This is a genomic window from Pseudalkalibacillus sp. NRS-1564 (assembly GCF_050467905.1).
In the GTDB taxonomy this organism is placed as follows: Bacteria; Bacillota; Bacilli; order Bacillales; family Guptibacillaceae; genus Guptibacillus; species Guptibacillus hwajinpoensis_B.
Window position 1 is genome coordinate 1 of record NZ_JBITPM010000005.1, and the last position, 13,656, is coordinate 13,656.

General features: G+C 41.1%; 6 protein-coding genes. All 6 read right to left on the bottom strand.

The window, feature by feature from the left end:
- Nucleotides 1-170: 170 nt before the first annotated feature.
- Nucleotides 171-1,670, bottom strand: coding sequence for a glycoside hydrolase family 32 protein (locus tag ACIFPW_RS02045; protein ID WP_430241638.1), 1,500 nt, complete (start codon nucleotides 1,668-1,670; stop codon nucleotides 171-173).
- 42 nt (nucleotides 1,671-1,712) lie between these two features.
- On the bottom strand, nucleotides 1,713-2,309 hold the full coding sequence (locus ACIFPW_RS02050; RefSeq protein WP_430241640.1) for a YesL family protein: 597 nt from the start codon (nucleotides 2,307-2,309) through the stop codon (nucleotides 1,713-1,715).
- 40 nt (nucleotides 2,310-2,349) lie between these two features.
- Nucleotides 2,350-3,375 (bottom strand): LacI family DNA-binding transcriptional regulator, encoded by a 1,026-nt coding sequence (locus tag ACIFPW_RS02055; RefSeq protein WP_430241642.1) that lies wholly within the window; start codon nucleotides 3,373-3,375, stop codon nucleotides 2,350-2,352.
- Between the two features lie 213 nt (nucleotides 3,376-3,588).
- A complete protein-coding gene (locus ACIFPW_RS02060; RefSeq protein WP_430241644.1) occupies nucleotides 3,589-9,501 on the bottom strand; it encodes a GH32 C-terminal domain-containing protein in 5,913 nt (1,970 codons plus the stop codon).
- Nucleotides 9,502-9,663: 162 nt separating this feature from the next.
- Nucleotides 9,664-11,880: a LamG-like jellyroll fold domain-containing protein gene (locus ACIFPW_RS02065; protein WP_430241646.1), complete on the bottom strand. Its 2,217-nt coding sequence runs from the start codon at nucleotides 11,878-11,880 to the stop codon at nucleotides 9,664-9,666.
- Between the two features lie 80 nt (nucleotides 11,881-11,960).
- Nucleotides 11,961-13,559 (bottom strand): ABC transporter substrate-binding protein, encoded by a 1,599-nt coding sequence (locus ACIFPW_RS02070; RefSeq protein ID WP_430241648.1) that lies wholly within the window; start codon nucleotides 13,557-13,559, stop codon nucleotides 11,961-11,963.
- Nucleotides 13,560-13,656: the final 97 nt, after the last annotated feature.

The window sequence follows — 13,656 nt, forward strand, 5'->3', positions numbered from 1 at the left end:
TAGGATAAGGAGTAGGAGATGAATCTCCTACCCCAACATTTGATTTAGAACCAATTCTATTAAGTCGTTTAATAGTAAAACATAGTTAAAAGGTCGAGTTTCCAATTGGAAACTCGACCTTTTAACTTTATCAGTAGGTACATGTCTTTCTCCTATTTCCCAAATACAAGTTATGAATTAGTCCACACTGATTTCAATCGATTTATCTCCATCGAATGAATAAAAATTTCATCGCTACTGTATAACTCCAGACCATTACTATCCTCTTTAGGAAACACCAAATTTGTAACGATCGTTTCCCCACTATTCCCAAAAATCTCAATGGAGGATCGATCAATTAATACGGTCAATTGCAAACGCTCATGAAGTGAGTCCATCTTTACTGTCTGCTTACAGGCAAAAGAGGAATGAAAAGAAGAATCTCCTGATCGAGTTCGATCAAAAGTTAGCCTATCTGTTTTTGCATTATATTCGATGACTGTCTCTTCATTATCAGACTTTAAGACCTTTAAACCTACTATTTCTGATGAACCGGGATTAAGATCAATGGTTATTTCAAGTGTGTTTTCATGAATACCGCTTAGCACATTTTCACCTGATGTTACCTTTTGTTCTTTCAACAGTACAAGAGGCTCTTTAATATTCTTAAGTTCTGTAACTGGCAGTTGGGTAAGTAGGACACCAGCTAATGTGGATTTCAAAACTAGCTCTCTAGGGATTGTCATCGCGCTTCTCCAACCTTCTGTAGGTGTTTCATTCGCGTAGCGCCAGTTACTCATCCATCCAATCAAAATCCTTCTCCCATCATGATCTGGTAAATCTGACCACGTTACGCCTGCGTAGTTATCTCTCCCGTGATCAAGCCAGCACACATGATCTGGGTGATGATCGTTTCGAAACGTTTTACCATCAAATTCACCAATGAAATATTGTGTTTTTGAACCACTATCGACATCTGGATGGTCGCCAAGGCTAACGAGTAATACCCACTTTTGTTTGGATGGATCGTGGTCGACTGGTAGTTTAAATAAATCAGGGCATTCCCATACCCCCTGGTGCGATCCTTCTTTCTCTCCAAACGTGCTGGCAAACTCCCAGTCGATTAAATTTAATGACGTATAGATACTAATGGATTGCCCTGAAGCGATGACCATCACCCAACGATTCGTTTCTTTGTGCCAAAAAACTTTAGGATCTCGAAAATCTAGAATTCGAGGTTCTGATAGGACCGGATTCCCTTTATATAATGTCCAGCTCCTCCCATTATCGCTACTGTAAGCTAGGCTCTGCCGTTGGCGTGGTCTGTCGGATCCAGGATATGTATCCGCATGAGTAAAGATTGCTACGAGACCACTTTGCCCATTAAAGAACCCAGTTGTATCATCCCAGTCGACAACTGCACTGCCCGAGAAAATAGCCCCGTTTTGATCGGGTTTTAACGCAATAGGGAGATGCTCCCAGTGAATCAAATCTTTACTCACTGCGTGTCCCCAATGCATCGGTCCCCAAACACTACTATAAGGATGATATTGATAGAATAAATGATATTCTCCGTTAAAATAAACCATCCCATTTGGGTCGTTCATCCAATTTGATTCTGGAGTGAAATGAAACTGAGGTCTATGCTTCTCTGAATAGTTGCTTCGAGGAACGACTTGTTCAACATCCAATATTCAGCACCCTTTCCTTCAACAAAGTTTTTAACTAAACCATTAATTAATTTGTAGTTTACTAATTGCTTTAAGAAACCAATAACTAATAAAGTAAGCTAACGTACTTGTGATAAAAAATAGTCCTGCTGGGTTATCTAACAAGAAATAGACTGTCCCAAGGGTAACAACCCCAATTATGATTGTTGAATATGGACTTGCTACAACAAGAAAAAACGAATTTCGCACCAGTTCGTGCCACTTTGCTTTCACGTGAACCATCATCGGAAATAAGTATATAGTCATAAGGACAAAAATGATGCTTAGAAAGACACTTACGATAAAAATCACAACTTCAAGCACTGATCCAGATAAGGATACGATTTGGAAATTTAGGTATAAAGAAAGTCCAACTAAGCTCCAAATAAGGGATAAACCAAAGCTTTGTTTGAAATTCTCCTTAAACAACTTAAAGAAAGTAATGAAAACACCTGCATCTCCTTTTTTAAGTTGCCATGTTCGTACCACACCGAACAAAGCTGCTGTTGAAGGGAAAATCGTGATAATCGGAACACACATGATCGCCCAGATGAAACTGAGAAAGAGGAAATCTACTGCTTTTTCTAAAAAAGAAAATACCCTATATTTATGATTTCCCAACTCACTCTCCTCCCGTCGTTTACATACTCACTTGCTACTTTTAACATGAATTTCGTATTTCTAGGCTTGATGGCAAGCTCACACAGGAAGATTCTTTCTGCGGATTTTCTAAACGTGCGATCAACAATTCTGCTGCTCTTTCGCCTATCTCATGAATTGGCTGTTTAATAATGGTTAAAGGTGGATTGGTTGCTTCAGTCCATTCATAGTTATCATAGCCAATTACAGCCATCTGTTCTGGTACTTGAATCTTGCTTTTATTTAACGTTACGACTGAACCTAATGTGAGAATGTTGTTCCCAATCATGACCGCCGTGCATTTGGATTGCTCCAATAAAAACGCCATAGCATTTTTCCCAGCTTCCAATGAGGCTTCATCGATCACGATCATTGATTCGTCAACCTGGAGATTGTTTTCTCGTAAAGCATGTTTATATCCTCTAAGTCGTTCATCACTAGTCGTTAGTCCAAGTGGTCCGGATATATATCCTATTCTCTGGTGCCCCTTTAGAATTAAATGATTCATCGCCTCATACGTGCCTTTGAAGTTATCGACAAGCACACAGTCACAATCAATCCCCTCTGGCTTTCGATCAATGAATACAATGGGTAACTGATCTTCAAATTCTTTTAAATAGCTATGATCCCCGTAAGTTGGAGCCATAATTAACCCATCGATCATTTGATTTTTAAACATATTGATTTGTTGAATCTCATTTTCAATTTCTTCATTTGAATTACTTAGAATTAACTGATAGCCAATTTCCTTAAGCTTTTTCTCAATGCTGTGCGCAATTGACATAAAGAAAAAGCCCGAGGTATCCATTTCTTTAGCAGGAATAATCAAACCGATCGTTTTTGAACTGCTGCTTCTAAGACTTCTAGCTACGAAGTTCGGACTGTAGTTAAGATCCCGCATAGCCTGATAGACCTTTTTCTTCGTATTTTCAGAAACATACCTCGTTCCGTTAATCACGTGAGAAACGGTGGCCGTTGAGACACCTGCTTTTTGAGCGACATCTTTCATTTTTGAACGCATATTGTTTCCATCTTTAACGGTGCCCATATCCTTTTCACCTACTTATCAGATTACTCGCCCTTTTAAACTGCGAACCACGTGACGCGTAATCGATTACGTTACTTTTTATAAAAGAAGCTCTTACAAAGAGCTTAAGTAAACGATTACGTATATTATAACTTTAATTATAGTTATTAAAGTAAGCGCTGTCAATTAACTTTCTACGTTAAATAAAGAGGATATATTTCTTTAAGAACGAGTTTAATTCGTATTGATAATACTGGCTCCATTTAACTGATAGATAGCTAAAGAGTTTAAAGTTACTTCACCATCGATCGCATATAGTTCTACCTGATCACTCGTTAATTCAGGAAAGATTTGATTAGATAACACAACCTCACCATCATTTCCAAACACTTCGATGGAAGAACGATCAACAAATAAGTGAAGTGTAACTGACTCATTCGAAGGCAACATGACTACTTCGTGCTTAGCAGCAAAAGAACTACTAAAACTCGTATCACCAGACTTAGAACGATCTAAAGATAACGTAGCATTTGCTATGTTGTAACTAACTTCTGTGAATTCGTCATGACCTACCCGAACTTTAAAACCAAATTCTTTCGCAGTTGACTGATCTGTTTGAAATTCAGCAACAATTTCTAACGTATCTCCTTTCATATCAGATAATAGATTCTCACCAGGTACCACTACTTCATTCGTCCAATAATTTTCTTCCCCTCTTAAACCCTGAAGCTCACTGACAGGAGTTTGAACGAGGCGAGCACCTAAATTCGAAATGCTTTTCAAGTTTAATTCCTTTGGGATTGTCATTTTGCTTCTCCAAATAGAAGTTGGAATCGCTTGACCATACTCCCAATTGTTCATCCATCCCATCGCAACTCGACGTCCATCAGGTACATGATTAAAAGTTAGCGGCGCATAATAGTCAGCCCCATGATCGGCATATAGTACGGTACTTGCTAGATTGTCATTATGAAAGGTCGCTCCATCAAAATCACCAATAAAATATTGCACACCTGATCCACCAGCAGGAGCACCTTTACTAAGACTTACCTGCATCACCCATTTGGTGTTGTTTGGATCATCATCCACTGGCAATGGGAAAAGATCTGGCACTTCCCAAACTCCTTCATGTGATCCTTGATTTTCACCAAAGTCGCTCGCAAACGTCCAATCTTTCATGTTTTCCGAATGATAGATGCGAACAAATTGCTTTTGAAATTGATCTTCCACTGCAAGCAGCATCACCCATTGATTGGATGCTTCATGCCAGAATACTTTCGGATCTCTGAAAACGGAGAATTGGTCGAGGTTTGTGAGGACGGGATTTCCAGCATACTTCTGCCACGACCGACCGTTATCATTGCTGTAAGCGAGACTTTGACTTTGGTTTCCGCCTTTTTCATGCGTAAACATGGCCACCATGGCGTCTTTCCCAAACCCGGCCGTATTGTCTTCATCTACGACAACGCTACCTGACCATATAAATCCGTTCTCATCTTCTTCTAGCGCAGTCGGCAGTCTTTCCCAATTTACTAAATCCGTACTAACCGCATGCCCCCAATTCATTGGCCCCCATGTTACGCCAGTCGGATTATACTGATAAAACACATGATATTCTCCATTATGATAAACAAGCCCATTAGGGTCATTCATCCAATTTTTTTCGGGAGTATAGTGAAACTGTGAACGGTATTTTTCATACCGCTCACTCGTTAGAATGTCTTCTTCTGAATTGAACACATGAAAATCATCAACATTGATATGACCCCATCCGCCGGTAGCATTGTCCACCACTTTGATGAATACTTCTTCCCCTATATAGGAAGAAGCGTCCCAGTAGATTCTCTTATACTTTTCACTTTCTGTACCGGTCGATTTAAAGAGCTCCTTCCCATCAGCCTCGCGTACGAGAGAAACATATAAGTGATCACTATCCTTCCCCCCACCAATCAAAAAGTCAATCCACCCACTTCCATAGAGGGTAAAGGTCCCTGATTGTATTTCACCTATGTCGGCGTCTCCGCCATCCTTGAAATTCCACAGGTGATAGGCGTCTTGATGATTGAAGCAACAGTCCCATTCCCACTCATCCTCCTGTGTTACATCCTGGTCACTAAAGGCCTCCCCGCTAACCGTCCACCCGCTCAAGTCTCCCGTTTCAAAACCGGGGTTCGTTATCGTTACATTATTCGGAGGCTCTACCGGAGCATTCACATCATCAATACTAATGTGCCCCCATGAACCTTTGGAACGATCAACAACCTTTAGATAAACATCCTCTCCAATGTAATGAGAAGCATCCCACTTAACTCGGGTATAGCCTTCCTGGTTCCCCCCACTTACTTTCATTAACTCTTTCCCATTTGAACTTCTTACTAGTGCAACGTAAAGGTTATAAATATCGTTCCCACCTGATACGAGGAAATCAATTTGTCCATTTCCTCCAAGCGTGAATTTCTGTGAACGTATCGTTCCAATTTCGGCATCATCACCGTTATAAACACTGTATAGATGAAAAGCTCCGTTTTGATTAAATGGACCTCCCCACCCCCAATCATCAGCAGACGTGACATCAAGATCGCTAAAGGCATCGCCTTCCATGACAGTCCATCCCGTTAAGTTACCAGCTTCAAAATCATGATTCACTAACTCATCATGAGGGGGTTCTTCAACGACGGCAATCGCACTCGTTGCCGTATGACCTCCATCCCTTGTTTCCGCTTTAATCGTAGCAGTACCTTCTGAATGAGCCGTAACTTTTCCATTCACAACAGTCGCAACGCTTGGATTACTTGAAGTCCAGATCACCTCTTTATTCGTTGCTTGAGCCGGCTTCACTTCAGGTGTTAATCGTTCTGTATTTCCAGCAATTAACTCTAGCGACTCTGGATGGAGTGATACCCCAGTAGCATTCACCTTTTCGTACGCAGAGTTCATCTCCCAAACCTGTAATGATTTTACGGTGACGGATTCACTTTGCTCATTCGCCCAGAGCTGCACACCTTTCGCATCGTCTCTTGTCGGGTAGGCTCTTGTGGTTAACCCTTTTTGTTCATTTAAATAGGCATTGATTTCAGAACGATCCACGTACACATGGAGATTGATCGTCTCTGAATCAGTATCTACCTCTCCACCTTGGTACCATTTTTCCACATCTGGATCGAGACTTGATTTCGTTCGGTTCACCCAAAATTCCTTGCTACTTTCTTTGAAATACACAATTGTTTCCTCTTCGCCATTCGGTGAACGTCTTAAGCTAATTCCCGATTCATTAGCGGATCCATTGTCTAATTCTAACTGGATCTCAAGCATATCTCCTTCTATGTTAGATAGAAGTTGATTCGCTTCTTCCATGGACGTGTCCGATGTCAGATTAATAAGCTCTTCGCCTCGTAATTCGTCCAACTCTCGGATCGGCTTCATCCCTAACTTACCATCATCTCGATAAAAAACCTCTGTTGGCAAACCATAATTGTGAGCATATCCAGCATCATAATCGTCGTTTGCCGGACGCCTCCCCTGCGTAATACTATGAATAACGGTTCTTCCATCAGGCGTTACCATTCCAGCTGGTCCAGTAAAATGGTCTCCTACATCGAGTAATTGAGGCGCGTCATTATCTGGTGTAAACTTAGCTGTCTCAGGATTCCACGTCCCAATCCAATAGTACGTATACCTCGACTGATACTCTTCTCTTTCCATTTTGGCAGGGTTGATTAAGAAAATATGTTTTCCGCTATCGCCTAATGGCAGCAAAATCGGCAGCTCCCAAACGCGTCCAGTTTCTGGATAGGTTCCATAATCTCCAACAAATAAGTCCCCTTCGAAGGTCCAATCTTCAAAACTAGCATCCTTTGAAGAATACACCAGAGCGGTACCTCCAACGGCTTTACCATCAGCTCCTTCTTTACCAGAAGTCACTAACATGTACCAGGTATCACCATCTTTAAAAACGTAAGGATCTCGAAATTCACCCATGATCCCCTGTCCTTCTTCTTGATCTAGAATCACTTCTGAATTCTTTTCCCAACGGTTAAGATCGTTATCCCCATCCTGCAAATACGTGCTTCTTGCTAAATTAATGCGCTGATTAGGCTGATCACGATCATCACCCGCTGTGTAAAAGATAACAGGCACACCGTTATCATCGACAACAGCACCACCCGCCCACGCCCCCTCGGGATCCACATCATATCGCCCAGGGATAACGGCATCGTCAACATCTCTCCAATGAACCATATCATCACTTACTAGATGCCCCCAGCGAATATGATTCCAGTATGGACCTCTAGGATTACTCTGATAGAACACATGATATTGACCATTAAAGTAAATAGGACCACCTGGTTCATTTCCCCAATGGTTCGGAGGAGACATATGAAACTGTGGCCGATGTTGATCGTCCGCTAAAAGACTTCGATCTGTTTTCACGTCAGGGGTTGGTAGATTACCATCTAAAGCGCTTACATAAGATTCGTAGGAATCTTTCACATTCCCAGGACTTAAGGCCTGACTATAAATTTTCACTTCATCCATAAGCCCGCTAAACATATTTAAATCAAAGCCATACAACCACATACCATCATTGTTTTTTCCGATCAATAAATCTCTTACACTCGGTTCAATCGCAGATCCTGCATCAAATTTTCGTGATGATACCTTTTCACCATTCTGGTATAAAACAGCTTCTCCAGTGGTGCTATCGTACGTTGCGACAATGTAAGACCACTCATTTAAAGGGAGTAGTGTATCTGACATCACTTCATGCCAATCCTCACCAGTACCAAACTGTAACCCCCACGTGCCATGTCGGAAATTCCCTAGTATGAATCCTTCTTTCTTTTCCCGGTTATGCTGATTCACGATTGCAGATAACCGGCCTTCGTCTCCATGTTCAAAATTTCTTGGAGCTACCCAGGCTTCAACCGTTAGCGCTTCTTTAGGCACTGGTAGTTTCGTAGGGCTATGCGTAATCCAGGTAGAGTACCCATCAAATAATAAAGAACCGTTTGAAATGCCGTCTTTCCACAGCGGATCCTTGGCTTCCTGAAAGACTCCCTTACTGAGATGGTAATCAATTAAGTTGGTTTCTCCTGTGACTTGCTCTACAGTATCCTGACCAGTACCTTCATCTAGACTCCAGTGAGCCATTAATCCGTCAGCAAAAGGAGAACTGTTCGTTCGAAAGTCATCAACATTGATATGTCCAAACGCCCCTTTAGCATGATCTACGATTTTGATTATCACTTCTTCACCAATGTATTCTGAAACATCCCAGTAAACGCGCTGGTACTTTTCCGTATCTCGTCCGGTTTCTTTTCGCAACTCTTTTCCATCAGAAGTTCTTACGAGAGCAACATATAGATTCTCATCGTCATTCCCTCCTCCAATAAGAAAATCGATTCCCCCATTTTGATCGATCGTAAATGGCTCTGAGTGCAGCTCACCTACTTGATCGTCTCCACCATCGTTAAAATTCCATAAATGGTAGCGTCCCTCATGCAAAAATTCATCGCCTTCACTCCATTCATCTTCATGAACAAGGCTTTCTGGGCCAAATGCATCTCCGCTTACAATTTCCCATCCCCTTATTTCGTAAGGAGTTAGTGCCGTATATTCGAAATCATGATTATAAATAGAAGGCTCCACATGGTCATGTAAAGAAGCAGTGGCAGGAACATTCACATCATCAAGATTGATATGCCCCGTTGTCGTTGAATCAACAACTTTAATCCTAACAACTGTGCCTATATGAGCTGAGGCATCCCAACTCTTCTTGGAATATGTATCTGTCCCAGTCCCTGTTTCCTTCATTAATTCTACTCCGTCTGATTCTCTAACGAGAGAGATCGATAAGTGCTCCTCATCAGAATCTCCTCCTGTGAGGAAATCAATCTGACCATCTCCCCCAAGAGTAAAGGTTTCAGACTGCATGACTCCAACTTTAGTGTCGTCTCCCCGCCCTCCCCAGATATGCCAGAAGTTCTTTTGATCAAATGTTTGCTTATCCCAATAATTGGATTCATCTGTCACATCTTTCTCATTGAACGCGTTACCACTTACAATTTTCCAACCAGACAAATCCCCTGTTTCGAAACTTGGGTTTGCAATGGTCGTTTGAGCATGAACAGAGTTCGAAATATTCATTGGCATAAGGCTACCTATAACTAATAAGACAGTCAGAGAAACCACTTTCAACCTACAGCGATTGAACATGAGTTTGTAAAGCTCCCTTCAAAATAAGTGACTTATCCATTCGGGCAACTAAGGTGACTAGCTTTCATCAATATGACTCAAGGACAAAAAGTCTTAAAATCCAGGCCCCATCTCCCAAACTTCCATCGACTTCACTTTTATGTGATCATTCGCCCACACCGCTATACCTAGTGCTTCAATCTCAGGGTATGCTCTAGTCGTTATACTTTTTAATTCATTGGCATAGCACTCTATGATGGAACAATCGACGTAAATATGAAGCTTTAACTGTTCTCCATTTAGTAGAAGTTCCCCACCTTGAGATTGGACCAGGTTTGAATCATTTGTTTTCTTTTTAACATTCAACGTCTCTTCTTGACGGTTATAGTATAGGAGCGTTTCGACATTCCCACGATCAGACTTTAAAACCTTTACACCATATTCACTCGCAACCGCATCTTGAAATTCAACACAGATTTCAAGCATATTTCCTTTCACATTAGCTAAGATATCATTGCTCTCTTCAACAGATTGATTCTCTAATGAAACAAGTTTTTTCTTGCGAAGCTTTATTAATTCTTCGATCGGTTTAACACCTAATCTTCCATCGTCTCGTAACCATAGTTGCAGAGGAAGACCTCCATTATGTGCCCATCCTGCTTCATATTCAGCTTTAAGCGAACGCCTTCCCTGGGCGATTGTAAACAAAAGCAAACGACCGGTTTTTGGATCAATCATGGCACTTGGTCCTGTGAAATGAAAATCGCCTACATCAATGAGCTGCGGTTCTTTCTGATCTGGTATAAAGCGATAACCCTGTTTATCCCATGTCCCAATCCAATAAAACACTTCTACATCAGCATTTCTTCCAACAGGACTAATAATAAATAGATGCTTTCCCTCGCCAAGCGGAAGTAAAATCGGCAGTTCCCACACTTCACCTAGGAAAGGAAACTCTTGATCCTTATCATCATATAGAAGGCCTTTACATTCCCAATCTACTAAGTTATCAGAAGTAAATATAATGGCTGCTCCACACACCCCCTCTATACCAGTCCCCACAATTTGGTACCAGAGGTCTTCTTCTTTCCATACAAAAGGATCTCGAAACCCATCATGATGCAAGCCTAATCCTTTAGGCTGAACCGTTACGGGAACGGGATGCTTTCTCCATTTCTTTAAATCGATATCTTGATCTTCCCTAAACGTACTTCTTGCAAGACCTGTCATCTGATTTGGCTTCTTTGATGAATGACCTGCCGTAAAGTACAAAACGGGTAATCCATCTTCATCATAAGCGGCGTTTCCTGACCAAATCCCGTCCGGAGCTAAATCATCCGCTTCCGTTTCAATGGCAATAGGTAAATCGCGCCAATACACGAGATCATCACTCACCCAATGTCCCCACTGGATGTTACCCCAATAAGGGCCCTGTGGATTATGCTGATAAAACAGATGGTATTTCCCTTTGAAATAAAGTGGCGCATGTGGTTCATTCATCCAGTGACCCGGTGGTGTTAAATGAAACTTAGGTCGGAATGGGTCATGATCATAAATGCTTCGATCAATCGCAATTTCTTCATAAGGTAGGTGTGGAATCTCTCCTTTATAAGGTAATAGATAGTTAGTGAAGCTCGTTTTTATTTCCGAGTCATTTAATGCTCGATTATAGATCTTAATATCATCGATTAAACCACTGAACATATTCAATGAAAACACGCTTTCAATCGTAAGCGCATCATTGCTTTTACCTATCAAGAGCGCATCATGACTCACCGTCATAGAAACGTTTTGAGCGATTGTTTTCTCAGCGACTTTTTCACCATTAAGATACAATTGAATACGCCCTTCTTTACCGTTAAAGCTTGCTGCAAGATGAGACCACTTCAACTTCGGTAATGGACAATTATCTGCCCAAACTTCGATCCACTCATCTTCTACACCAAGTTGTAATGACCATTTCCCATGGCCATGAACACCAAGAATAAATCCTCGATTCATCTTTCTGTTATGTTGATTAACAATACCTGTTAACCGCTCATCCTCAATCCCGCCGAATGAACGTGGGGCTAGCCATGCCTCAATGGTAAACGCTTGTTCAATTGTAGGGACCCCTTCTTTACTTTCAACCCATGTTGAATAGCCATCAAATAAAAGTGCGTGGTCGTTGATTCCTTTTCGCCACTGAGGTTCATGAACAGGTGAATCGGAACGATCATTAAACACATAGTGAATAGGATTTTTACGAGAGCCGTCATGGACGTGCTTCCCTTGTCCTTCAGAGAATCCCCAATAAGCTATCAGTGATTTTTCCAACTCAACATTCAACATATTTAACACTCCCAGTTTGTAAAGAAAGTTAGAACATCTCAATCATGTTCTAACTTTCTTCATCATGCCTATTCTATTTTCTACTGATTCTTTTTAAAGCGATCCAATCCATCTTGGTAGATTTCCATTAAGCGACTTAGACCCATGTCTTCAAGCTGTTTATTGTAGCTATCCCACTCCTCGTTTACGCCACCTTCCATTAGCCACTGAGCTTTCTTCTGATTCGTAAATTCTTTAATATCTACTTCTAGACGGTTAATTTCATCTAGTTCATCAGGACTAAAGAAGATTTGCGGGTAATTCTCGTCTTCAAGATAAGGCGCATAGATCGAATTCAAATCTTCCAAACGCTGTTTTGCACGCGGTTCCATTTCAACAGATTCCTCAAAGTCTTCTTTCAAAATGGCTACTGGTCCATTTGGTGCTACCTTTTGTCTTAATTCACCCATCACCACATCATCGGGTTGTTCTTTCAATACGAGTTTTCCATCCTTTTCTTCAAAAATTGTACCAATTGGCCCCCAGTTAATTTGAGCTGACATTTGTGTTTCATATAACTGATCTACCCAACGCATCGTGATTTCTGGATTTGCATTTGCGGAAGTGATCGCAAACTCTCCACGAGAGTAGTCTGAGTAGTTGGATCGCCCAACAACTTGATCTCCATTCGGACCTTCAAGCGGTGGTAAGAGGACATAATCATCTTTCAATTCTGGACCGACTACTTCTTCCGATTCCCACCAAATATAAGAACCATATTTTTCGTTTTTCCCTTTAGCAAAGTACTGAGAGACATCTTGAGTAAATGATTCTTTATCAATCAAGCCTTCTTCCATCCACTGATGATAATAGTCTATGGCTTCTTTATATTCCGGTTGAACAGCTGTATAGATAACTTCTCCATCTCTTACAATGCGATGATCAACGTTATCTGGCATATTAAATGCTGCAAACATATCGCCGAAGTTTCCAGTCCAAAAGTTGAACATAAAACTTAACGGAACTTCATCCTGCTTACCATTTCCATTTGGATCTTTCTCTTTGAAAGCAACTAGAACATCGCGATACTCGTCAAGAGTCGTTGGCATTTCCAATCCTAACTCGTCTAACCAGGATTTATTAATCGTCATAAAGTTCGGTACAGCTCCAAGACCAGCTTCTTCTGCACGAGGCAGTGTATAAATATGTCCGTCAGGAGCGGTTACCATGCTCTTAAGTTCAGGCCTCTTCTCAAACAATTTTTGAATATTAGGGGCATGCTCTTCAATTAAATCCTCTAGTGGAATGAGCGTACCATTTTGTCCATACTTCACAATGTCCAGATCCGTAAATTTCGCTGAATAAAAAGCGTCAGGCAAGTCACCACTTGCGAGCATCGAGTTTTTCTTTTCTTCATAACCATCATCCGGAATATTACTCCATTCAATTTTTACATTCGTCATATCTTCTAACGTATTGAAAATTTCCATCTTGTCGTATTTCGGTGCGAGCGGTGCTTTTGGTGATACAAATTCCAGGGTGACTTGATCATCTACAATTGGAAGCCCTTCTTTATTGAAATCAGCCGATTCGGCTTTCCCATCAGAACTACTATCTTTAGAAGAGCAAGCACTTAATACAAGAATGAAACAGAGTAACAAACATATGAAAGGAAAAGACCAACTTTTTCGTTTACCCATCACTAAATTCCCCCCGAATGGTTTTAATTTACGGCAATCACAAGCAATTTCAGTAAAGCCATTTGACCGGCGATCCACCTCCTAATAATGAAGTAAA

Bases quoted from the DNA above. Each gene is read 5' to 3' on its own strand.
- ACIFPW_RS02060 (WP_430241644.1), bottom strand. From the start codon at position 9,501: ATGAATATTTCGAACTCTGTTCATGCTCAAACGACCATTGCAAACCCA.
- ACIFPW_RS02055 (WP_430241642.1), bottom strand. From the start codon at position 3,375: ATGGGCACCGTTAAAGATGGAAACAATATGCGTTCAAAAATGAAAGAT.
- ACIFPW_RS02070 (WP_430241648.1), bottom strand. From the start codon at position 13,559: ATGGGTAAACGAAAAAGTTGGTCTTTTCCTTTCATATGTTTGTTACTC.
- ACIFPW_RS02065 (WP_430241646.1), bottom strand. From the start codon at position 11,880: ATGTTGAATGTTGAGTTGGAAAAATCACTGATAGCTTATTGGGGATTC.